We start from the raw sequence: 22,958 nt of genomic DNA on the forward strand, positions 1-22,958 counted from the left end.
TATGCCAATTTATACCGACGATCCGGGGCTGGGGATTAACCAGCCAATCGGCAACGCTCCATCCGGTCTGGGTGAATCGCTGCTGTCCTCCCTTAAGCAGGGCTTTGAAGAGGGGCCGGTTATGTCCGGTTACCGCTTCGCGCAGGCTGATATGCTGGCGAATGACCCTAATTCCGCTATCGTCAGCAAGGCGGACGCTGACGAGCGCCTGAAGCAGTACGGCGTGAAAAGCATCAACGTGCCGGATACCGGCGTTACCCAGGCGTTTCTCGATCACGTTGTTGCCGAGCGCAAGGATTCGCTTGCACGCCAGCAGATCGCCGCGTCTGCGCCGTCCGGCTGGGTGGCAACGCCGCTCAACTTCACTGCAAGCCTGGCCGGGTCGATGGCTGATCCCGGCAACGTGGCGCTGGCGTTTGTGCCTTTCGCCGGTGAGGCGCGGGCGGCCTCCATGCTGGGCCGTTTTGGTGAGCGCTTTGTTGCCGGTTCACGCCTGGGTGCTGCGCAGGCAGTAGCTACTGTTCCATTTACTGCGATGGCAGCTGCTGCCGACGGCGATGATTTCACGTATGGCAACGCGCTGGAGAGCACATTCTTTAACACGCTGGCGGGCGGCCTGATGCATGCGGGCGGCGGGGTTATATCTGACCTGGTGCGCCCACGTCGCGCAGCCGAACCTGCCGCAGCAGAAACAGCGATCCCCGCTGCAGACGCGCAGCCCACTCCGGTGGTGACCCCCGACAATATTCCGGCAGGCGTCAATATCCCGGAGCGCGGGACTAACTCAGATCTGGCTGCTGCCATCTCCAGCGACGCTGAGAACTACGCATACAGCCGGGCCTATGATGATGTTGTACCGGAGTACATGGCACAGCAGCGGGAACTACAGACAGGGCAGATCGATAACGTGGCTGATCTGCGCGCTGAGCTTACTGCAAATCAGCGCCAGGCCGACGCGCTAGACGCCACCCTGCAGCAACGCACTACTGACTACCAGTCTCAGCGGATGAAATTCAAGGATGCGCGGGCGCGTGCGCTGAAAGATATTCAGGCCGAAAAGGATACATTCACCGCCCGCAACGATGAAATTAACCGCACGCTGGAGAAGAATGCCGCCGCCGAGCAGGCGCGAGGCCGTCAGTCTCAGGTTAATAAGGGCGAGATCCCCGACGACCTGAAGGTGCGTATTGCCGACCGTGCGCAGCAGATCCGCGACGGCATGCAGATGTCGCCAGTGGCCGGTGCTGTTCGTACCGCCGCCAGTGCTATACGCGAGGCCGACTGGGCTGTTAACCAGCAGGCGTACCGCGCTGCGCTCGCGCACATGATGGAAGGCAGAAGCCCGGATGTTGAGCCCTTCTATGAACTGCACACCCCAGCGCTCCGGGAGCGGGCCATTCAGCGCATACAGAACCCGGTTCGCCAGGTGGATGAAACGGCCCGCCCGGCCAGCGAAGCCGCTGATCGCGTGTATCGCGAAACCCAGCAGGAAAATCACGAAGTCACCGCCGCAGCTGCCGATCTCGAAAACGAGTTCAACCTGAGTAACGCGTTGCTGGATGATATCGCTGTCGACAATCCCGAGCTTGCGGCCACGATGCGCGAAAACCTCAATGCTATTCGCGCCGAGGCCAGCGACAATAGCATGAGCAACGCTTTCCGGGCCTTTGCCGCCTGTATGATTAACCGGGGGATTTGATGGCAGCCAATGATTTTTTAACGCAGTGTGAGCGTACAGTTAACACCGCCGCCGGGCGTGACCTGTCACCTGATGAAATGGAGTCGCTGGTGCGCGACATGCGCGATACCACCGAGCGGATTATGGCAGGCAACGAGGCTCTGTCTCTCGAAGAGGCCGCGCTGCGTGCCGCCGAGGAGCTGAGTAACGCCGACGTGCTGGCGAAGAAGATTGAGGCCCGTAACAAGGCTATCAATACCCGCATCGCTGCCCAGCGCCTGGGCGAACTGAGAACCACATGGAAAGACCGGCCAGATATCGGGCTTGAAGCGCTGCTGGTGGGTCGTAACGATGCGCGTACTGGCTCCCGCCGCTCTGTATCCTCAGAGGTGGCCCAGCTTCGCGGCAAGTATCACGCCGGTATTAACTACGATTTTGACCGTGCTGACCTGGTGAAGTTTATCGCCAGCGGCAGTAATGACCGAGAGATCGCCGACGCCATGTGGCGTATCGGTCGCGGTGAGCCTACCGACGGCATGACACGCCAGTCTGTGGCCGCCGCGCAGATTATCTCTAAGTGGCAGGAGTCGGCGCGCATCGATGAGAACCGTGCAGGGGCATGGATCCGCAAAGAGCCAGGCTATATTGTTCGGCAGTCGCACGACATCATGAAAATCCGGGCCGCAGGTTTCGACGCCTGGCGCAATGCAATATTGCCGCGCCTCAATGAGCGCACGTTCGACGGCGTGAGCGACCGGGATCAGTTCATGCGCAGTGTTTACAACGGCCTGGCCTCCGGCGTACACCTTACGTCTGAGAAGCCGGACTGGATGAACGGCTTCAAAGGGTCGGCAAACACCGCCAAGCGCGCCAGCCAGGAGCGCGTCCTGCACTTTAGAGACGGTATCTCGTGGCATGAATACAATCAGCAGTTCGGCACCGGCAGCCTGCGCGAGGCAGTCTTTGGCGGCCTGAACAGCGCGGCGCGCAACACTGGCATGATGCGGGTGCTGGGCACTAACCCCGGAAACATGTTCAAGTACCTGACCGACACGATTGCCGATGACGTCAGCAAGTCCGGCAACCCGGCGGCGCTGGCCGACTACATGACCAAGGTACGCAGGCTTAACCGCACCGTCATGCCGCAGGTTGATGGCTCCCTGAATATCCCCGGCAGCGTGGGCTGGGCCAATGCGTCAGCCAACGTGCGCGGCTGGCTGCGTATGAGCCAGCTCGGCGGCGCGGTGATCTCCTCATTCAACGACGTGCCTATCTCCGCGACCGAGATGCGCTACCAGGGGCAGAACTTCATGCAGGCGGTGCTTGGCGCGATGAAAGGGCGCTTTACCCGCTATACCAGCGCTGAGCAGAAAGAGATCCTGTCATCGATCGGCGTTTACTCCGATGCGATGACGCAGGAGATCATCCGCCGCATCTCCGGCGATGACAGCCTGACCGGGAAAATGGGCCGCGCACAGCAGCTGTTCTTCAAATATAACCTCATGAATTTCTGGACGGAGAGCGGGCGTAACAGCAACGCCATGATGATCACCAACTGGCTGGCGCAGAACGCCGACCAGGCGCATGCCCGACTCCCGGAGGACCTGCGCCGGGTGCTGGACCTGCACGGCATTGGAGATCGTGAGTGGGAGATCTTCCGGCACATGGACATGGCCGACAGCGAAGGCCGTAAATTCATGACGACCAGTGGTATCCGTGGCGTGCCGGAAGAAGTGATCTCCGGTTATGTGCAGAGCAAAGGCCTGAAGCCAACCGAGCGCGCTATAGCCGATGCCCGCGACCAGCTTGAGGGACAGCTGCGCGGCTACGTCCTTGACCGCCTGAACATTGCTATGTCGGAGCCTGGCGATCGCACACAGGTATTCATGAAAATGGGCACTGTGCCGGGAACAGTAGCAGGGGAGGCGATCCGGTTCGCAGGACAGTACAAGTCCTTTACCGCCAGCTTCATGCAGAACGTGCTCGGCCGGGAGGTGTTTGGCCGCGGCTATACGCCTGCCGGACTGGGCGAATCGAAAACTACGTCTATGACCAATGCGCTGATGCGCAATGGCAATGGCGCTTTCATCGGTGCCGCTAACCTCTTTGTCTGGGCGACGCTGTTTGGCTATACGTCAATGCAGGCCAAGCTGCTGCTGAAGGGCCAGACGCCGCGCCCGGCGGACGCAAAGACTTTCCTTGCAGCGGCAGCGCAGGGCGGGGGGCTGGGTATTCTTGGCGACTTCATGTTTGGTGAGGTTAACCGTATGGGCGCAGGTCCCGTAACCTCGATGATGGGGCCCGCGGCATCCAATGCAGACAGCATCATTACCCTGCTGCAGAGCACGACGCGCGGCGACGCTGACCTGGGGGACTGGTATCGCACCACGCTGGACAACACACCATTCCTGAACGTGTTCTGGCTTCGCACGGCAATGAATGGTTTAATTCTGAACAGGATACAGGATGCACTTGATCCGGGGTCGCTTGAGCGCTATCAGCGTCGTGTTGAGCGTGAGCAGGGCAATGAATTCCTGGTGCCACCATCGCAATTTATGCTGGGTAAATAATGGAAAAATTAAAGTTCTTTCTGGTCTATATATTCATGGTGGCATTCTTCCTATGGCCAAGCATCACGATCCTTTTCTTTGATGATACGAGGCTTACCTCAACCGACTTTGTCCTGGTGCTCGTGTTTTTCGGGATAGGTATAGGTCTGCTTATTATGGGGCTTCGGCGCGGTTTAGAGTTGCTGGGGATATTGAAAACGTGACATGTCACAGCCCGCATATGGCGGGCTTTTTATTACCCAATATTTTTTTTCAAAGCTAAAGCGCAGTAATCCAGGTGGGTCTGAATATCGTTCATTGCGATATGCGTTCCGGTGACATAGTTCACCAGTGCAGCTAACTCTGCCGAAGCGCCACTGACGTTATGGCCATCCTTCTCCAGTTCCCTCAGAAGCTCCATCAGATGGGACTTTTCTACTAAGGATCTCACCCCGTCCGGGGTATGTATTTTTTCAGAAAATCCAACATCTAAGGGGTGATTGTACACCTTCCGCATCGCTATCCCTCCACGCAAACACTGTATATATATACATATAACAGACTCGGCGATCTTTTTCAAAATGTAATTAGTTACCTAATAGGTAATTTTATGTTGATTATTAGTCATAATAATGCATATGTGAGTTGGTAGGTTATAAAATGCCGTTATCCCCCATGCGCGCCCGCGCTGAATGACGGAGCTTTCACGATGACGGTATCGACAGAGGTCAGCCATAACGAGTACACAGGGAACGGTGTGACGACTGTTTTTCCCTATAGTTTTCGTATTTTTAATCAGACTCAACTACAGGTCAGCGCTACAGATACTTCTGGCAACGTGAAAACGCTGGCGCTGGGAACTGACTACACTGTTACCGGCATTAACGCCGGTAGCGGCGGCAGTGTGGTAACCAGCGTGCCGGTCGCAGCCGGGACCATTTTATCCATCACCCGAGATCTGCCGGCTGTTCAGGAGACCGACCTGCGCAACCAGGGCGCGTTTTTCCCTGAAGTGCATGAAGATGCTTTTGATTATCTGACAATGCTGATCCAGCAAAGTATTTATTCGTTGCAGGCCCTCTCTAAGAGGACGCTACGACTTCCTGATGGCTTTGTAGATCCCCTCCCTCCACTGTCGCAAATGGAGGGAACTGTACTTGGCTTTGCCAATGGCAGGCCCGTAGGTTTACCAGTTCCATCGGGTAGCGCTGCTGACGTTTTGTTACAGCTGGCCAGCAGTAGCGATGGAAAAGGTGATCAACTGGTTTCGGTTCGACAACCTCTTCAGGGAGCGGTAGCGCGGACTCAGCATGATAAAAATGCTGAATGGATAAGTGTGAAAGACTTTGGCGCTAAAGGTGATGGCCAGACAGATGATACACAGGCCTTCATCAAGGCATTTAATGCGTCGTATCAGGTTTTTGTACCCGCAGGGCACTATAAAATTACAGCAGGCCTAAAGCCCCGTGATGGCACATACATCCGTGGCGCTGGCAAATTCTTTACATGGCTCGAACTGCATGATGTTGATGTTGACCTGTTAACGCTGGGCTGGGACTGCATCCTTGAAGCCATCTCTCTTGATAGTAAGCTTCCCGACGCTACTGGTTACAAATATGGATTGTTGCGACTGCAATCCTTAACGAACCCGGAAATACCACCGTCGTTAGTGGCGTTAGGCGGTCTGAGCTACAGGAACAAGATTAGAGATATCGCTCTATGGAACGGCCAGACATACAATATGTATGCGTTTGGGCTTGGTTACACCGAGTGGCATAATTCCGATAGTTTACTGGCCAGGGGATCGAGCAGCATCTATCTCGATGGCTCCGAATCTTTCGGTGCGAAAGGCACGACATTTTATATGACCGGCGTCAACAAAATTACTGCCTGCCGCGGTGGGGACGGTATAGGGCTAAATAATCAGTTCTCCGTAAGAATATGGGCCATTATTGAGGGGAATAAGAGACGCGCTGTTTCAGTTTATGGCACTGCTGACGACATCCAGATCGATGGTTACTTCGAGAATAATTTTGCTGCCGCATCAGGCGCGCCAAGCAATGGCGATGCTGTAGTGAAGTTTGAAACGGGCCTGACGCGGGGATGTCTTGTTAAAGGGTATTTTGATACGTTAAACGCGAGCTGGCCTTTACAGATTCATGCATTAGCATCTGGCTTTAATAACAAAGCGGAGTTCTTCGGAAGGGAGATCGGAACCAAAGACTTTGAAAACCCAAGCGGATTCTCGAACCTGGCTGGAGAAAAATGCGGGTGGCAGGACAATAACTTCCTTAGGTATTTTAAGGAAGCAGATCTTGGACAGACCCGAAATGCGGGCAAAATGACTTTCGAGCAATGTCTGAGATATTCTCCTTATTCGATCGTGCCAAATACAAAATTTGATGCATGGACAGGAGCGACTCCGGATTCCTGGTCAGGGAACTGCACCAAGATTGCTCACGGATATGCTGGTAGCTCCTGGTGCGTCAGGCTGAACGCGTACCCCTCAACCTTTATCCAGTGCGTTGACATCCAGAACAATATGGAGCGCAACCTTTCTAACTACAACCTGGTTGTCGTTGCCAGAAACGGTCACTCAATATCTTCTCTGTCTCCTGAGTTTAACGGCACCAATAGGTCTACGCTGACCATAGGGGTAACGACGGGAAACCTCACGCTAGCGATCCCACAATTGGAGTTTGCGTCAGAGTGGACAATGGTGCGGGTGGATCTTTCAACTATCCTTGCAGGTAATTTTCCCAACAAAACAAATATCTCCGGTATTACGTTAACGATGTATGCAACTAATGGGGTAGACATCGGGATGGTTGCATTGTTTGATAATAGTGCCGGACACTTCATACCAGCGAACAAATAAAAAAAAGGCCTTGCTAACTGCAAGGCCTGATTTTTTTGCGGCGTAAAACTATAACGCTACTGATTTTTTAATGGTTTTAGTAATGATGTCTGCGCCAGTTGGTGTGAGATGGTTAGTGTCAAAGTACAGAGGTTCGCCATCTTTTGATAAGCCGCAAATATTATCGATCTCATCGAGAGCGAACACATCAATATAACTAACTCCGCCATTGGCGTACATTTTATGCAGCCAGTCATTAAAACCCTTAACATCATCGCGCTGATGAATGCAAATATCCTCTTTCCGGTTGGTTAAAGCAACCTTAACAAAAGGTTTCAGGAAAACTTTAGTTTGCCCTACGGCATAAACATTCGGAACATATTTTTTAAGGTCCCCGGACAGAGTACCTACACGCTCTTCAATATGGTCACCGGCATAAACGATCAGGTGAGCGGACACCACGGCATAATCAACATGATGCTTCGGCAGGAAATCGTTAAACAGGTAAGCCATTAACTGGCTGCACCCGTTATCGACATCTTTGTATGCATCTTTAAAAGGGAAGCATCCAGAAGCGGTGAACTGAATAATATTATAACCGCTGATGTTTTTTCTGAAGCTGGTTGATAGCTGGGCTGCGTGACTATCCCCAATTAGAAGAACGGTTTTCTTTTTAGGGTCAATACTTTCACAACCAGAAGCTCTAAAGTCTGCGACGTTGAACTTAGGCCCCTGCACAAAGCACTCGAAGTGGAACTGGGTTTTTACATCATCAGACGATGCGTAATCCGTGTATTGCGATATGGCACCAACAGAGGTCGATATAGTGTGCCCAAGCGGAACCATCACGGCAGCTGTGACCACGGCGAAAGACACAACACGCTTTAGCGATGCGCCAAGGCTTCGCTCAATGAACAGCCACGAAACTACAGCAGCAGCAAAGGAAGCTGCAATACCTATAATTATTGTCTTGCCTTCGAGTTGCAAATCGCTGTTGTTGATGTAAGACACTACGATCCAGTGTGACAGGTACCAGGAATAAGATATGTCAGCAATGAAGCGGACGACCCTGTTACTCTTGAAGTCAAAGTGACTATTGTTGCAGGCTATGATACAAATCACCGCGCCAAATACAGGAAGCAGTGTTTTCATATCCGGCCATGATGTTGGCTCTTTTAAAAGAAGAATTGAGCCAACGACCATAATCGCGCCTACTGAAGACAAAACAAATCTTAAGCGGTTGCTTGCGGTTAGCACCACTCTCGATGCTGCAGCACCTGCAAGCAGTTCCCAAGCACGCGTAGACAATAAGTAGAACGGTGATTCGCCTTTATGCCCGGCAAGATACAGGCAATATGCAAATGAGATAATCATAAGCACAATATAAGTGGCGATTGCTTTATTTTTAGATGGTATTTTTTTAGATAGCAGGACTATAAACGGAAAGATAAGATAGAACTGGAACTCAACAGATAATGACCATGTATGCAGTAACCAGTATGTCTCTGACGCTTCACTAAAATAACTGGAGCGAATGTTATAGAATGAGTTAGAAGTAAATGTGAGAGCGTGCTTCGCTTCTTTAATAAAATTCAATGCCATATATTCAGGCAATATAGCATATATCAGGATGGTTGTTGCAACGCAGGTCGCCAGCAAAGCCGGGAACAAACGTTTCACCCTCGAAATGTAGAAATCAAGCACACCCCGTGTTCCTGTGGAAATCCTGTCATAGTAAATAGATGACATGAGATAACCAGAAAGAACAAAGAATATATCTACACCTGCATATCCCCCGCTAAAAAACGGGATCTTGAAATGATAGAAAACCACCGCAATGACCGCGATAGCCCGTAAAGTGACGATGTCATTCCTAAATTTTTTCATGAATTTTTTTTTGAAATTGCCCTGAAGCAGGCGCTTATCATCATTAAGTAACCTCCGTTGGCGGCTGGTCACTCCCTTAGACATGCACTTTATACCAATAAGGTAATTTTGTTAAGACCATTCCTAGGTAACATTATCCGTTTTCGGTTTATTGTGTATCATGTAACCACCAACATAAGGGGGTTTATATGCACAAAAATCGGTGGCTACCATGTCAGCCTCGCTAACCGTCTCCGGTATCAATCAGGGGCTTAGTGTCGGTGCGCTGACGGCATGGCTCGTAGGCGTTCCTCCGGAGGTGGCGATTGGAGCACTGGCCGGGGCAGTAATATTTGTTACCTCTGCGATTGAGTATCCAATACGTCGCAGGCTACTGCTGGCGCTTCTGTCATTCGTCTGTGGACTTCTCTTCTTCAAGCCTGCCGCCGCCATCATCATCGGTGTATTCAGCCTGATCCCAACCATCACGGCCAGCTCATTCGAAACCGGCATAGTTTTCTCTGCCGGCGCTTTCGTTGCGAGCATCGTAGCCGTGCGGGTCGGCATCTGGCTGTATCACCGGTCTGACAATCCTGGGCAGATGCTGCCGAAAAGGGGGGACGATGATCAGCCATGAATTTCTACTAGTAGCCAACGCCATCATCTGCGGCCTGCTGTCGCTGCGGGTGCTGCTGTTCCGCCGGGAGGGGTCGCGCCACCGCTGGTGGGGTGGCTGGCTGGCCTACCTGGTGATCGTCGTGGCGGCCAGCATCCCGATCCGCATTTTCTATGGTCACTACACAACCGTCGACTGGGGTGACGTCATCCTGAACGGCGTTTTCCTGGCGGCGATGCTCAAGACAAAGGGCAACGTCGTGCAAATTTTCAAGATAGCCAGAGGTCAGCATAATGAAATTTAACGTTACGCCTCAGCGCCGGGCGTTCCTGGACGCAATCGCCGTAGGGGAAGGGACGGACAACGGACGCCAGCAAACGCGCAACCACGGTTACGACGTGGTGGTCGGCGGCTCGCTTTTCTCGGATTACAGCAGGCATCCTAACCGCCTTGTTCGTCTCCGTCCCGGGTTATCTTCTACCGCCGCCGGACGCTATCAGCTGTTGAGCAAGTATTACGATACGTACAAACAGCAGCTCAACCTCCCGGATTTCGGACCGGCCAGTCAGGACCAGATCGCCCTCCAGCAGATCAGCGAGCGCCGCGCGCTAGCGGATATCGATGCTGGGCGGATCCGGGAAGCTGTGTCGAAAGTGAATAACATATGGGCCTCGCTGCCGGGGTCGAAGTACGGACAGCGCACGGAGACTATGGATGACTTCCTGAAATACTTCCGCGCAGCTGGCGGTAAGGTGATCGGGGAATGACCTACTTCCTAAAGGCATGGTGGAAACCGCTGGTGTTGTTGGCGGTTTTAGCTTTTCTCGTGGCTGGTTGCCGGATCGCCTGGGTTAAGCATGGGCTGACGCAATACGACGCCGGGTATGCCAAGCGAGGAGAAGAACAGGTAGAGGCTGATAAAGCCTCTCTTAAGCTCAGAGAAGAGGAGAAGGCCCGCAATGAACGTGAAGCGCAAAACCGTATCGACCAGGCGCGCAACGATGCTATGCTTGCTGCTCAGCGTGCTGGCGGGCTGCAGCGCCAACTCAATACCATCGGGCAGCAGCTCAGAGAGTATTCCGCCGCTAACGGCTTTGGGTCGTCAGCCGGAAAAACCGGCATACTGCTTGCCGACCTGCTCAGCAAATCTGTCGAACGAAATCGACAGCTGGCAGACTTCGCTGACCGGGCTGCCGCCGCCGGAGCCACCTGCGAAAGGCAGTATGACTCCCTGACGAAACGGGGCACTTCTTCCCGGTGACGGTATATAAAACGGTATGGTGCAATCGCACCTACTAAAATATCATTATATATCAGCAAGTTAATTAGACTGTAAACAATTGAGTGGGAATAACCGCTTGTTAAGCGTTGTTATCCGCTAAATATTCTAAGCCCGCTTTAATGCGGGCTTTGTTTTGCTATCTTGCCACTTTTATCCTGAATGAAAACATCGTCATCAATGGCTAGCTTTATCTCTCCATTCCTGAGTTGAGAAATAACCATAGCGATGTCTTTATCAATGCAGTTATTGGGCGGCGATACGCTGTTAAAGCATATCCTGTCCTTCATCTCTTCCTTTTTAAAGCCATCGCCAAAGTCATAGATGTAAACACTAGGCTGCTCATTAGGCTCGGTGAAATCAAGTTTATACTGTGATGACAGCAGACTTTTGTTATCAAGCCACCAGCTCAGTTTGCTTTTAGCTGAGTAGGGGAGTCCTTTCACCGCAATCAATACTGTATTTGGGGTTTTGTCTACCGCCATCACTTCAACGGAAGCAGGTTTATTAACAAAGAAAAACCCCAGGGCTAAAACTGCTATGATAATGACTAAGATACTGCTTTTTTTCATTACTCAATCCTTTAAGAGGATGCTTGATTATATTTTTGGGGGAAATGGTTTCAAATTAAATTATCTAAATTTTGTATGATTAACGGAAATTTTAAATTATCACCAATTTCCAGTGGTGTGTAAAAGGATTGATAATGAAACTTGTAAGTTGGCCAGGTAAAACACTTTTTTGGTTCCTTGCCCATGCGTTAGAGGGAACTATAACAGTAGCGATGAGTTTTGTGGCTCTTTATTCACTATTTGTTTTCGATAATATTGCCATGAAGGTCGCGGGTTTTGTCGGGTCATTTGCTATTGCTTACATTGCGAGTTATTTATTAGGGATGGTCAGAGGTGAACACAGGCGATAGGTTTTTAACATCTATTCGCGATGTGAGTAGTTTAATAGCAGATTAGCGAGCAATCTAAGCTTAGAATAGCCCACCTCAACGGATCAAGCCCTCTGCTCTTACAGAGGGTTTCCCTATCACCTTACCGATCTTTGCTTCTGTAACGGCTGCGCGTCAACGTATAGAGCAGGCTAGGCGGCGCGTCTTTTACATCGTGGATCTCCCTGACAAACGCCAGTCCGCACTTGGTTAACACCTTTTGTGACGCGGTATGATTTTTCCTCACCACTGCCGAAACCTCATCAAGGTTTAACGTATCGAAACCGTAGTGCAGCGCTGCACTGGCGAACTCGGAGGCGAAACCCTGTCCCCACGCCTCTACCGCCAGGCGATAGCCCAGATTGTTGATCGTGAACGTGTCGTATTGCACGATGCGTATTCCACCAAAGCCAACAATCTCATCAGGATTGTCGAGTCGGGAGACTGCCCAGTTGCCGAACCCGTGGGTCTGCCAGTGCTCAAGCCAGCCGTCCAACACCGTGCGGGAATGAGCGATATCCGGATGCGGCCCGGCCGGATTAAATTGATTTGTCGCCGGGTCGCCGTAGATACGAAACAGATCGTTGAGATCGGAAGGCCTTACCTGGCGCAGAATGAGTCGTTCAGAGTGCAGCTGCATTTTATCTCCTGTTATTTTAATCATTTTTATTCCAGTGACTTACTGATAATGCCCGAAGCGCGCAGCGTTTGATACATGACGATGGCGATTGCCAGGGCGGCGATGACTACCGTTAGCGCCAGTGAGAAGGCCAGTGCGCCCTGGATCCCCAGCGCCCGATCGAGCCATGCATAGGCAAAGGGCGATGCGGCAGCCATCAGCTGCGCCGGAATCAACAGGACGCCCGTCCGTCGGGCATAATCCTCTGCGGCGAACAGCTGAAGCGGCAGCGTCGCTTTAACAATCGTCATCAGGCCATTGATCGCGCCGTACCCCAACACAAACCCTGCGGCCGAGCTGGCAAACAGAGATCCGCTCAGACCGAGCAGGAAGCAGAGCGGCATGGCCAGAGCGGTAACCAGCGTCAACCTGAGCGGGGTGAGACGTGCGCCCGCAACGACCTCCATAAACCGCGCTCCCGTTTGGCCGATTCCCCACAGCATGCCCGCAGCGACCGGTAGCCCAGCACTGGCGATAAATTCCGGCAAGTGTGTCGATGTACCGTTAGAGACAAAGGTGATAAGGGCAATAAAAGCGGCAAACAGCCAGCCGCTGCGACGGTCTTGGGCAGTGCCGGTTTTCGGCGTTAAGGCAGCGGTCATGGCCAGCGGCTGGTTGGGCAGCGGGCGGATCAGCGCGGCGCTGAGCAGGCCGAACAGCGCATAGATCAGCAGCACCTCACGCCAGCTCATGATGGCTAACAGCGACTCACCGAGCGGCCAGAAAACAGCGGATGCCAGTCCACCCGCCAGCGTCACCTGGGAAATCGTGCGTCGGGCGTGCTGTCCGTAGAGGGTGATGAGTGCAGCAAACAGCGCGTCATAAAGCGACAGGCGCATACCGATACCCATGATAAGCCAGGCGCTATACCAGCCCGCAAGCGAGTGCGTGCAGGCCATAGCGGCGCAGCTTAACGCTATCAGCAGCGTGCCAATAGTTACAACATGCTTTCCGCCCAGTCTGGTCAGCAGCCTGGCGACAAAGGGTGATACCAGCGCCATGACCAGCATCGCCAGCGTCAGGCCGAGATAGATCTGCGGCTGCGTCCAGTGGGTATCGCGGGCGATAGCATGGGCAAACGTGCCGGGCATATAGAACGATATACCCCAGTTAATCAGCTGATTACAGCCAGCGAAGAGAGGGATAAAGCGAGGTATCGCGCGCGAAGTCATTATTTTTCATTCCGTTAGGCAGTTGTCCTGAGCATACCGTGCGCGGTATGGTTCAGGCAGGCCTCAACGTTTATCACCTCTATAAGAGAAACTTTGCATGACGACGCTAAACCTGGGAAATCTGGCGACCTTTCGGCTGGTTGTACAGCGGGGCAGTTTTTCTGCCGCGGCAAACGTGCTTGGCCTCTCCCAGCCTGCGGTAAGCCTACAAATTCGCCAGCTTGAGCAGTTTCTTCAGGCACGGTTGATCGAGCGAACCGGGCGAGGCGTTAAGGCGACCGCCGCTGGCGTAGCGTTGCTGGCCCACGGCGAGCGGATTGGTCAGGCTGTGGACGAAGCGATACGTTCGGTTAGCGCGTTTAGTCATGAAGTCAGCGGCACGGTTACGCTCGGTACGGGGGCGACGGCGTGCATTCACCTTTTGCCACCGCTATTGCAGCGGCTGCGGCTAGACTATCCGCTGCTGCAGGTAGGCGTTACGACCGGAAATACGCCCAGCATTGTCCAGGCGGTAGAGGAAAATCGCCTCGATCTGGGGCTGGTTACGCTACCCGCCAGCGGACGAACGCTGGATATCACGCCGTTTCTCAACGAAGAGTTTGTTTTTATCGAAGCGCTGGCGCAACCGCACCCGGCGGGATCGTTAACGCCCGAGGTGCTACATGCGCTGCCGCTAATCGCCTTTGAGAACGGAAGCAGTACGCGCACGCTTATCGACGGCTGGTTTGCAACAGCCGGGCTGCCGACGATACCTGTGATGCAGCTTGGCAGTATCGAAGCGATCAAACGCATGGTTAGCGCCGGGCTGGGATATAGCATTGTTCCGCAGATGTCAGTGGCTCACCCAAACGATCGTAAGGCGCTAAACGTGCGTTCACTGAATCCGCTTTTGCAGCGCCAGCTGGCGATAGTCATCCGTCAGGATAAGATCCTGAGCAGAGGCATAGGGGCAATCATTCAAATGCTGCAAAAGAAAAGCGAGTTAATTTAGCGTCTTATTTACCGGCGTCTCAACGGAGAGAGAGGACTGCTGTGACTGGGCTTTATCCTGATGATGGTACCAGGCACCGATAGAGGAGTAGACGAAGCGTCCGAAGAAGAAGAAAAAGCTGATAAGCAATACGATACGGGTCATGCGACTGTCAAATCGCTGTCGTTTTCGCATACTGTGTGACTGGCTCACAAGAGGTTCCTAAGGGTTAACCCGACGGGCGGGCGATTGCTGTATTAATGCACAGAGCGCAGCGCAGATCAATCGGTCGTTATGTAAAATTTCGTCAAAGAAAGCATTTACTAAAGCAATAATAATGAAATAATAGTAAAGCGCATGAATTATTAACAAAAATTGCGCGAAGAAGAGATGGCAATATTTGTAAGGCACTCGGTTGCTTGATCCTGGTCAATTGCAGCCGCTTTTGCGGCACTAAACTCTTCACAAATAGCACAGTCTGACCGACTCTATAATCTTCATGGTTAGCCTGGAACCCCGCCTGAAATCGATTTCAGCACGCTGGGTTTTACACTGAACATCGATGAGCTACGCGAAAATTTATACTCTCTATAAAGCTAAATGGTGGGCGTTGCCGCTCGTCTTGCCTTTCCTGCTGCTGCCCCTTGCCCACATGGTCGATACCTTTACCTGGGTCTCGGATGGCAGCATGGTGCTCTATTACCTGCCGCTATCGCTCCTGTTAAGCTTGATGCTTTTCTACGGCTGGGCAGCGCTGCCCGGCATTGTGCTTTCGCTGGCCTGGCACTACTATCCGCAGACCAGCGCCCCAGAGACGTTGCTCAAAATCGTCCATTTTATGGGGCCCATCATCGTAAGCTGGGGCGGCTACCGGATCTTCGTCACCCGGCGGCATAACGTCTCCTACGGCAATGCGCAGCTCACCGCGCAGCGTATGTTCTGGCAGGTCGTCTGCCCGGCTACGCTGTTCCTGCTGATCTTCCATACCATCGCCTGGCTTGGCCTGTATGACAAATATCTGGCCCTGGCCGGAGTAACGCCGTTTAGCCTGCGCACGCTGATTAACTATCAGGCGCTGCTGGTGAGCGGCCTGACCGGAACGCCGTTCTGCTATCTGCTGATCAGGGTGCTCCACCATCCGCGCCACATAAAAGGATACCTCTCTCGCCTGCGCCGGGATTTTGATCCCAAGGTGACCCGGCTGGAGGTGGTCGCCTGGTTTGCCGTCATTGCACTGCTGATGCTGCTGATGCTCTCCCCGTGGGATGAAAATACCGGCATCTTCACCACTAACTATACGCTGTCGCTGCTGCTGCCGGTGATGCTATGGGGGTCGATGCGCTATGGCTACCGCCTGATGTCTATCGTCTGGACGCCGTTTATGATGGTAAGCATTCACTACTTCTACCGTTATACGCCGGTCTCGCCGCGCTACGAAATCCAGCTGACGATCCTCTCCTCCAGCTACCTGGTGTTCTCGTTTATCATCGCCTGGATGTCGATGCTGGCAACGCGCCAGCGGCTGATGCACGAGCGGGTGAGCCGCCTGGCGTGGCTAGACCCGGTCCTCAATATGCCCAACCTGCGGGCGCTCAACCGCGCTCTGGCGGATACCCCCTGGTCGGTGCTCTGCTTTTTACGCATCCCCGATCTGGAGCTGCTGGGAAGGCACTACGGTATTATGCTGCGCATCCAGTACAAGCAGATGCTGTCCGAGTGGCTAATGCAGAAGCTGCAACGCAATGAGTGTGTGTATCATCTGTCGGGGTATGACGTCGTTATCCGGCTAAATACCGAATCCTATGCGCTGCGTATCGCCGAGCTGGATAAGCTCATCAAGCAGTTCCGCTTCGCCTGGGATGGCATGCCGCTGCAGCCGCAGGTCGGCATGAGCTACTGCTACGTGCGTTCGCCGGTAGCGCATCTCTATCTGCTGTTGGGCGAGCTGAGCACCACGGCGGATCTCTCCCTGGAAACCCAACGTCCAGAAAGCCTGCAGCATCGCGGGTCGGTCAACCTACAGCGCAGCCTGAAAGGTAAGGTGGAGATGATGAACCGCCTGCAACGGGCGCTGGAGGAGGACCGGTTCCGCCTGATGGCCCAGCCAATCGTCGGCGTGCGCGGTGACGGCTACCACGAGATCCTGCTGCGGATGCTTGATGACGATGACGAGCTCATCAGCCCGGATGCGTTCCTGCCAGTGGCTCATGAGTTTGGCCTTTCGTCACGCATCGACCTGTGGGTCATTGAACACACCCTGCGCTTTATGGCGCACTATCGCGAAACTGAGCCGGGGGCGCGCTTCTCCATCAATCTGTCGCCAGCGTCCGTCTGTCGGAGCAATTTTGTCCGTGAGGTCGCCAGACTGCTTGAGCGCTATAACATTGAGGCCTGGCAGCTTATTTTTGAGGTCACGGAGAGTAACTCGTTGACCAATATTAACCAGGCAAACCAGACACTGGGCCAGCTGCAACAACTAGGCTGCCGGGTCGCCATAGACGACTTCGGTACCGGCTATGCCAGCTATGCGCGCCTGAAAAACATTAACGCCGATATTTTGAAGATCGACGGCAGCTTTATTCGCAACCTGACGTCAAACAGCCTCGACTACCAGATTGTGGCCTCTATCTGCCATCTGGCACGGATGAAAAAGATGCGGGTGGTGGCAGAGTACGTCGAAACGGAGGAGGTGCGTAGCGCGGCCCTTTCGCTGGGGATTGACTATCTGCAAGGGTTCTTGATTGGTAAACCCGCGCCGCTTGAGGCGCTGGCGGGAGATGCTCAGGCACTGTCACAGCGTGCCTGAGCATGAGAGGGGCAGGGCGGTGCGGCTCAGGCCGCGACGCCGGAGGAGTGCTCCTCTTCGATCTTCAGCAGCCAGCCGGTGACTGCCCCCCAGTAATCCTGCTCTTTTTCCAGGTCCAGCAGCACCAGCGCGTTCTGGGAGAACCAGTCGCGGGGGAAGCTGAGGGTCCAGTGGTTATCGTCGGTGGTAAGACGCAGAGTCGGTGGGGTGGTGGTCGCCTGGCGCTGGTTGTTCAGCAGCACGCCGAGGCGCAGGAGCTGGATCAGCGGTAAAAAGTGCTTCTTCTTGAACAGGGTAAAGCGCGGCAGGTCGTCGAGCTTGATCCCTTTGCGGTGGAAGCGCACCAGGGTCGCCATCATCAGCTGCTGCTCCTGGTTAAAGCCAGGCAGGTCGCTGTTCTGCAGGATATAGGCCGAGTGGCGGTGCATCCCGCTGTGGTTGATGTTCAGCCCAACCTCATGCAGCATCGCCGCCCACTTCAGCAGCGCCGCCAGCTGCGGATTTGCCAGCTTCGGATTCTGCGCTTCCCACTGCTCGTACATGTGGGTCGTGGTCTCCAGCACGCGGCGAGCCTGCTCCCGGTCAATGTTATACTGGTTGGCAAGGCTCTGCGCCGTACGGCTGCGGATATCCTGATGGCGGAAACGGCCCTCCATCTCATACAGTACCCCTTCACGCAGCGCGCCGTCGGAGAGACGCAGCTCGCGAATGGCCAGCGCGTCAAACACGCCGCACAAAATCGCCAGGCCCGGCACGAAGACCGCCTTGCGCTCGTCGGAGAGCCCCGGCAGGTTCAGCTCGTCAAAGCTGTTATGTTTCAGCACCTCGGTAACCAGTTTGTCCAGCCGTTCAGGAGTGATGAAACCATCTTTCTCGCCCATCGCCAGCAGCACTTCATGGGCGGCTTTAATGCTGCCCGATGCGCCCAGCGCCACGTTCCAGCCCTGAATACGATACTGCCAGGTCAGGCTCTCCAGCTTCTGCACCGCCGCCATGCGCGCGCGATGGAAGTTCTCCCGGTTAATGATGCGGCCGCGGAAATAGGTTTGCGCAAAGCTGACGCAGCCCATCCGGCGGCTCTCAACCAGGATAGGTTGAAAATCTTCGCCGATCACCAGTTCCGTAGAGCCACCGCCGATATCAATCACCAGCTTGCGGCCTTTTTCCGGCTGCGTGTGCTCAACGCCCATAAAGATCAGGCGGGCCTCTTCGTTGCCGGAGATGATCTCGATCGGATAGGGGATGACCTGCTCCGCACGCTTAAGGAAATCAGAGGCGTTAGCGGCCTGACGCAGGGTATGCGTGCCCACAATGCAGACGTTAGCCGGGTCAAAGCCCTGCAGGCGTTCGGCAAACAGCGACAGGCAGCTCAGGCCGCGCTCAATCGCCTCTTCGCTCAGGACGCTGTTCTCATCCAGGCCGTCGGCCAGATGCACGCGCTGCTTCAGGCGGCCAATGATCTGCATGGCGCCATCCACCACACGGGCAATGACCATGTGGAAACTGTTCGAACCGAGATCGACCGCAGCAAACTCCTGCGGCCGTGGGGTATTGTCATTTATCGGCATAGATTAGTCTGGTTGTTCGAGTGATTTGATATAGTCGTAAATCGCCAGCTGAGCGCGAACCTTGCGGCGATTGCCCCGTTGCACATAGCGATTGCTCAATTCCTTGTCGATATACCGTGCCTTCACGGTATCGCTGAACAGAAGCTCAATGATGTCCAGCACGCGTTGCTTAAGGCGCGGATCGAGCAGCGGGGCCGCAACCTCAATGCGATAGTCAATATTACGCGTCATCCAGTCGGCAGACGAGAGATAAACCTGCTTATCGCCGCCGTTTTCGAAAATATAGATGCGATCGTGTTCGAGATAGCGGTCCACGATGCTGATCACCCGAATGTTATCGCTCAGCCCTTCGAGCTCAGGGATCAGCGAGCACATGCCGCGCACCAGCAGATTAACCGGCACGCCGGAGCCGGATGCGGCATACAGCCGATCCACCAGGCCTTTGTCCACCAGGTTATTAAGCTTGAGGGTGATCCCCGACGGCTGACCGTTTTGCGCATTGGCGATCTCGCGGTCGATCATATCGTACAGCAGGCGGCGCGAGTTTTGCGGCGACACCAGCAGGTACTCAAAGTGGACTGGTCGGTAGGGGTTCTCGATAAAGTTAAACACCCGGCGCACTTCGTTAGTGATGCGTGCGTCGGCGGTAAGCAGAGAGTAGTCAGTATAGAGCCGGGCGGTTTTCTCGTTAAAGTTACCGGTCCCGATGTGAGCGTAGCGCACTACCTCTTCACCCTCTTTACGCGAGATAAGGAACAGCTTGGCGTGAATTTTCAGCCCCGGCGCGGAGAAGATCACGTGCGCCCCGGCCTCGGTCAGGCGCCTTGCCCAGTGGATGTTGGCCTCTTCATCGAAGCGCGCCTGCAGCTCCACCACCACGGTCACTTTCTTGCCGTTGTGTGCGGCGTGGATCATCGCATCGATGATGCGAGAATCTTTCGCTACGCGGTAGATGTTGATCTTGATCGCCAGCACGTTAGGGTCGAAGGAAGCCTGACGCAGCAGCTCCAGCACGTGCTCAAAGGTATGGTACGGATAGTAGAGCAGCACGTCCCGCTCGCGAATGGCGTCGAAGCCGTTGCGGAAGTTATCGAACCAGACATGGCGCAGGCGCGGCAGCGGCTTGTTCACCAGGTTGGCTTTGCCCACGTTCGGGAAGCTGATGAAGTCTTTAAAGTTGTGGTAGCGGCCACCGGGCACAGTAGAGTCATAGCGGGAGATGGTGAGCTTGTCGCGCAGCATCTCAACCATGGCCTCCGGCATATCACGCTGGTAGACAAAACGCACCGGCTCGGCGGTAAGGCGCTGCTTGAGGCTGGAGGACATGAGCTCCATCAGGCTCGACTCCATCTCGTGCACCAGGTCGTACTCGGCGTCACGGGTCATCTTCATCGAGTAGGCGTTCAGCGCATCGTAGTCGAAGAAGCCGTAGAAGATATCGTCCAGACAGTAGCGCAGGATGTTATCCAGCAGGATCATTGGCTTACGGCGGCGCGGCGTCTCTGGCGGCAGGTTAACAAAGCGCGGCACCTTATCCGACGGGATCTCCAGCAGCGCGTAGCGAATGCTCTCCCCGCGAATAATCTCTACCGCCAGATAGGTGTAGTCATCTTTCAGGAACTGCACCAGGTCGGTTTCGCGGTTGATCAGGATCGGCGTGATGTGCTGGCGCAGATAGTGTTTAAAGTAGTGGCGTAGCCAGGTTTGCTGGTTCTCAGAGAGCTGGCGCTCGTTGATCAAGAAGATCTGGTTACGGGCCATCTCCAGCAGCAGGTCGTTGTACAGGCCGTTAAACTCCTGATCGGCTTTCAGGACGCGGGTCTGGATCTTACCAAGCAGGTGTCGGGAGTGGGCGTTGGAGCCTTGCTCTTCGCTGATGATGATCCGGCGCTTAAGCTCAGCAAAACGCACCTTGTAGAACTCATCAAGGTTATTGGAGTAGATGCCCAGAAAACGCATTCGCTCAATAAGAGGGTTGCTCTTGTCGGCGGCTTCCTGAAGCACGCGTTCGTTAAACGCTAACCAGCTTAATTCTTTTTCGATGTATAGCTTTTCCTGACCCATTACAACTCACACTCCGGTTCAATCTCGGGACGTGGCAAATCCATCTCAGCCTTTATTATGGTGAGAATTACCACAGCTTGTCCAATTGTGACAGATAAGTATGACAGTAATCTGATAATACGGAGGTTATTGCCGAACAGCGCAGGCTGTCCGGCAACAGAAGGCCTACTCGGCGGCGTGTCCTTGCGGGGGAAGCTGAACGCCATCGAGCCATGCGGCACCCTCGCGCATTGCCAGACGGCCATCAATAAACCAGCTCACCACCAGAGGGTAGATCGCGTGCTCCTGGGTCTGGACGCGATCGGTGACGTCCTCTTCACCATCGCCAGGAAATACCGGCACTTTGGCTTGCAGGATCACCGGTCCGCCGTCCAGCTCGTCGGTAACAAAATGCACGGAGGTGCCGTGCTCTTCGTCGCCGTTGGCCAGCGCCTGACGGTGGGTATGCAGGCCGGGATATTTCGGCAGCAGGGAGGGGTGGATGTTCAGCAGGCGGCCCTGATAGTGGGCAACAAACTCGGGGCTGAGAATGCGCATATAGCCTGCCAGCACCACCAGATCCGGGGCGTAGGCGTCGATCTCCATCATCAGCTCACGGTCAAATGCTTCACGGCTGGCAAACTGGTCGGCCGTAATGGCGTGGGCCGCAATATCGGCCTCACGCGCACGTTGCAGGCCGAACGCGTCGGCCTTGTTACTGAATACCGCACGGACAGTGGCGTTAATTCTCTTTTGCGCGCAGGCGTCAATAATTGCCTGCAAATTGCTTCCGTTACCGGAAATGAGCACCACTATGTTTTTCATTCGATGACCACGCGCTCGCTGGAATCAGAGGCTTTAATCATACCGATTTTCCATGCCTTTTCACCTTTCGCGTTCATCAGCTCAATCGCCTTATCTGCATCCTGGGCAGAGAGCGCGATCACCATGCCGACGCCGCAGTTAAAGGTGCGGTACATCTCGTGCTGGCTGACGTTGCCTGCCTGCTGCAGCCAGTTGAAAACGGAAGGCCACTGCCAGCTGGATTCGTCAATCACCGCCTGGGTATTGTCTGGCAGCACGCGCGGAATGTTCTCCCAGAAACCGCCGCCAGTGAGGTGGGCGATGGCGTGAACGTCAACGTTGGCAATCAGCTCAAGAATGTTTTTCACGTAGATGCGGGTCGGGGCCAGGAGGTGATCCGCCAGCGATTTACCGTCGAGCTGGGTCGTTTCCGGATCGCAGCCGCTCACCTCAACGATTTTACGCACCAGCGAGTAGCCGTTAGAGTGCGGGCCGCTGGAGCCAAGGGCAATCAGCACGTCGCCGTCAGTGACTTTGGAGCCGTCGATGATTTCCGATTTCTCAACCACGCCCACGCAGAAGCCCGCGACGTCATAATCTTCGCCATGGTACATGCCCGGCATCTCAGCGGTTTCGCCGCCCACCAGCGCACAGCCAGACTGCAGGCAGCCTTCCGCGATGCCGCCGATCACGCTGGCAGCGGTGTCGACGTCCAGCTTGCCGGTGGCGTAGTAGTCGAGGAAGAAGAGCGGCTCAGCGCCCTGAACCACCAGGTCATTAACGCACATGGCCACCAGATCGATGCCGATAGCGTCATGACGCTTGAGATCCATCGCCAGGCGCAGCTTGGTGCCCACGCCGTCAGTACCGGAAACCAGCACCGGCTCACGATATTTTTGCGGCAGCGCGCACAGCGCACCGAAGCCACCCAGTCCACCCATTACTTCCGGGCGGCGGGTTTTCTTCACTACGCCTTTGATTCGGTCAACCAGTGCATTACCTGCGTCAATATCAACACCGGCATCTTTGTAGCTGAGAGAGGTTTTATCGGTCACTGCTTGGATCCCCACATGGCGATAGAAATAAAATTCGGCGCAATTCTAACAGTCAAGGCAAACGTTTGCGAGTCCA

The 22,958-nt window shown here is 54.4% G+C and carries 21 protein-coding genes; 11 read left to right on the forward strand and 10 right to left on the reverse strand.

The genetic code is table 11. The annotated features are described in order from the left end of the window. The first annotated feature begins 1 nt into the window (after position 1). The 3 genes from WFN61_RS09945 to WFN61_RS09955 are packed head-to-tail and all read left to right on the forward strand — an operon-like array spanning position 2 to position 4,451. Positions 2–1,699, forward strand: a complete 1,698-nt coding sequence (locus tag WFN61_RS09945) for a hypothetical protein (RefSeq protein WP_337038635.1) — start codon at positions 2–4, stop codon at positions 1,697–1,699. Beyond that, positions 1,699–4,248: a hypothetical protein gene (locus tag WFN61_RS09950; RefSeq protein ID WP_337038636.1), complete on the forward strand. Its 2,550-nt coding sequence runs from the start codon at positions 1,699–1,701 to the stop codon at positions 4,246–4,248. Before WFN61_RS09945 ends, WFN61_RS09950 begins: the two co-directional genes overlap by 1 nt. Further along, positions 4,248–4,451, forward strand: a complete 204-nt coding sequence (locus tag WFN61_RS09955; protein ID WP_337038637.1) for a hypothetical protein — start codon at positions 4,248–4,250, stop codon at positions 4,449–4,451. The genes WFN61_RS09950 and WFN61_RS09955 overlap by 1 nt, the downstream gene beginning before the upstream one ends. A gap of 32 nt (positions 4,452–4,483) precedes the next feature. Here the strand turns inward: WFN61_RS09955 and WFN61_RS09960 are convergent, their stop codons facing one another. Further along, positions 4,484–4,744: a hypothetical protein gene (locus WFN61_RS09960; protein ID WP_337038638.1), complete on the reverse strand. Its 261-nt coding sequence runs from the start codon at positions 4,742–4,744 to the stop codon at positions 4,484–4,486. 192 nt (positions 4,745–4,936) lie between these two features. On the opposite strand from WFN61_RS09960, the gene WFN61_RS09965 reads away from it, so the two are divergent. Continuing rightward, positions 4,937–7,105, forward strand: coding sequence for a glycosyl hydrolase family 28-related protein (locus WFN61_RS09965; RefSeq protein ID WP_337038639.1), 2,169 nt, complete (start codon positions 4,937–4,939; stop codon positions 7,103–7,105). Positions 7,106–7,153: 48 nt separating this feature from the next. On the opposite strand, the gene WFN61_RS09970 is transcribed toward WFN61_RS09965, so the two are convergent. Next, positions 7,154–9,055 carry an acyltransferase family protein gene (locus WFN61_RS09970; RefSeq protein ID WP_337038640.1) on the reverse strand — a complete coding sequence of 634 codons (1,902 nt, stop codon included), beginning with the start codon at positions 9,053–9,055 and terminating at the stop codon, positions 7,154–7,156. Positions 9,056–9,182: 127 nt separating this feature from the next. Here WFN61_RS09970 and WFN61_RS09975 point away from each other — a divergent pair, with 127 nt between their 5' ends. The 4 genes from WFN61_RS09975 to WFN61_RS09990 are packed head-to-tail and all read left to right on the forward strand — an operon-like array spanning position 9,183 to position 10,827. Further along, positions 9,183–9,587 carry a putative holin gene (locus WFN61_RS09975; protein WP_268107157.1) on the forward strand — a complete coding sequence of 135 codons (405 nt, stop codon included), beginning with the start codon at positions 9,183–9,185 and terminating at the stop codon, positions 9,585–9,587. Next, entirely contained in the window at positions 9,574–9,870 is a 297-nt protein-coding gene (locus tag WFN61_RS09980; protein ID WP_337038641.1) for a phage holin family protein, read from the forward strand. The genes WFN61_RS09975 and WFN61_RS09980 overlap by 14 nt, the downstream gene beginning before the upstream one ends. After that, positions 9,860–10,333, forward strand: a complete 474-nt coding sequence (locus WFN61_RS09985; RefSeq protein ID WP_337038642.1) for a glycoside hydrolase family 24 protein — start codon at positions 9,860–9,862, stop codon at positions 10,331–10,333. The genes WFN61_RS09980 and WFN61_RS09985 overlap by 11 nt, the downstream gene beginning before the upstream one ends. Then, entirely contained in the window at positions 10,330–10,827 is a 498-nt protein-coding gene (locus WFN61_RS09990) for a DUF2514 family protein (RefSeq protein ID WP_337038643.1), read from the forward strand. Before WFN61_RS09985 ends, WFN61_RS09990 begins: the two co-directional genes overlap by 4 nt. Before the next feature lie 137 nt (positions 10,828–10,964). Here WFN61_RS09990 and WFN61_RS09995 read toward each other — a convergent pair whose 3' ends face one another. Then, a complete protein-coding gene (locus WFN61_RS09995; RefSeq protein ID WP_337038644.1) occupies positions 10,965–11,417 on the reverse strand; it encodes a DUF943 family protein in 453 nt (150 codons plus the stop codon). A 134-nt stretch (positions 11,418–11,551) separates the two neighbouring features. Between WFN61_RS09995 and WFN61_RS10000 the strand changes: the two genes are divergently transcribed. Beyond that, entirely contained in the window at positions 11,552–11,767 is a 216-nt protein-coding gene (locus tag WFN61_RS10000; protein ID WP_337038645.1) for a hypothetical protein, read from the forward strand. A gap of 121 nt (positions 11,768–11,888) precedes the next feature. Here the strand turns inward: WFN61_RS10000 and WFN61_RS10005 are convergent, their stop codons facing one another. Beyond that, positions 11,889–12,425: a GNAT family N-acetyltransferase gene (locus WFN61_RS10005; RefSeq protein ID WP_337038749.1), complete on the reverse strand. Its 537-nt coding sequence runs from the start codon at positions 12,423–12,425 to the stop codon at positions 11,889–11,891. Positions 12,426–12,451: 26 nt separating this feature from the next. Further along, entirely contained in the window at positions 12,452–13,636 is a 1,185-nt protein-coding gene (locus tag WFN61_RS10010; RefSeq protein WP_337038646.1) for an MFS transporter, read from the reverse strand. Positions 13,637–13,733: 97 nt separating this feature from the next. Between WFN61_RS10010 and WFN61_RS10015 the strand changes: the two genes are divergently transcribed. Next, on the forward strand, positions 13,734–14,627 hold the full coding sequence (locus WFN61_RS10015) for a LysR family transcriptional regulator (RefSeq protein ID WP_257758213.1): 894 nt from the start codon (positions 13,734–13,736) through the stop codon (positions 14,625–14,627). Here the strand turns inward: WFN61_RS10015 and WFN61_RS10020 are convergent. Next, positions 14,619–14,819 (reverse strand): YfgG family protein, encoded by a 201-nt coding sequence (locus tag WFN61_RS10020; RefSeq protein ID WP_072015186.1) that lies wholly within the window; start codon positions 14,817–14,819, stop codon positions 14,619–14,621. The genes WFN61_RS10015 and WFN61_RS10020 overlap by 9 nt on opposite strands. Before the next feature lie 349 nt (positions 14,820–15,168). Between WFN61_RS10020 and WFN61_RS10025 the strand changes: the two genes are divergently transcribed. After that, on the forward strand, positions 15,169–17,412 hold the full coding sequence (locus tag WFN61_RS10025) for a sensor domain-containing phosphodiesterase (protein WP_337038647.1): 2,244 nt from the start codon (positions 15,169–15,171) through the stop codon (positions 17,410–17,412). A gap of 26 nt (positions 17,413–17,438) precedes the next feature. Here the strand turns inward: WFN61_RS10025 and ppx are convergent, their stop codons facing one another. From ppx to purM, 4 genes are all read right to left on the reverse strand, one after another. After that, positions 17,439–18,980: an exopolyphosphatase gene (gene ppx / locus WFN61_RS10030; protein WP_222888475.1), complete on the reverse strand. Its 1,542-nt coding sequence runs from the start codon at positions 18,978–18,980 to the stop codon at positions 17,439–17,441. Between the two features lie 3 nt (positions 18,981–18,983). Further along, positions 18,984–21,044, reverse strand: coding sequence for a polyphosphate kinase 1 (gene ppk1, locus WFN61_RS10035; protein ID WP_144818187.1), 2,061 nt, complete (start codon positions 21,042–21,044; stop codon positions 18,984–18,986). A 165-nt stretch (positions 21,045–21,209) separates the two neighbouring features. Continuing rightward, entirely contained in the window at positions 21,210–21,848 is a 639-nt protein-coding gene (purN, locus tag WFN61_RS10040) for a phosphoribosylglycinamide formyltransferase (protein WP_042389318.1), read from the reverse strand. After that, positions 21,845–22,882, reverse strand: a complete 1,038-nt coding sequence (purM, locus tag WFN61_RS10045; protein ID WP_222888474.1) for a phosphoribosylformylglycinamidine cyclo-ligase — start codon at positions 22,880–22,882, stop codon at positions 21,845–21,847. The genes purN and purM overlap by 4 nt, the downstream gene beginning before the upstream one ends. Between the last annotated feature and the right edge of the window lie 76 nt (positions 22,883–22,958).

Source organism: Pseudescherichia sp. AS216 (assembly GCF_037152055.1).
Classification (GTDB): Bacteria; Pseudomonadota; Gammaproteobacteria; order Enterobacterales; family Enterobacteriaceae; genus Pseudescherichia.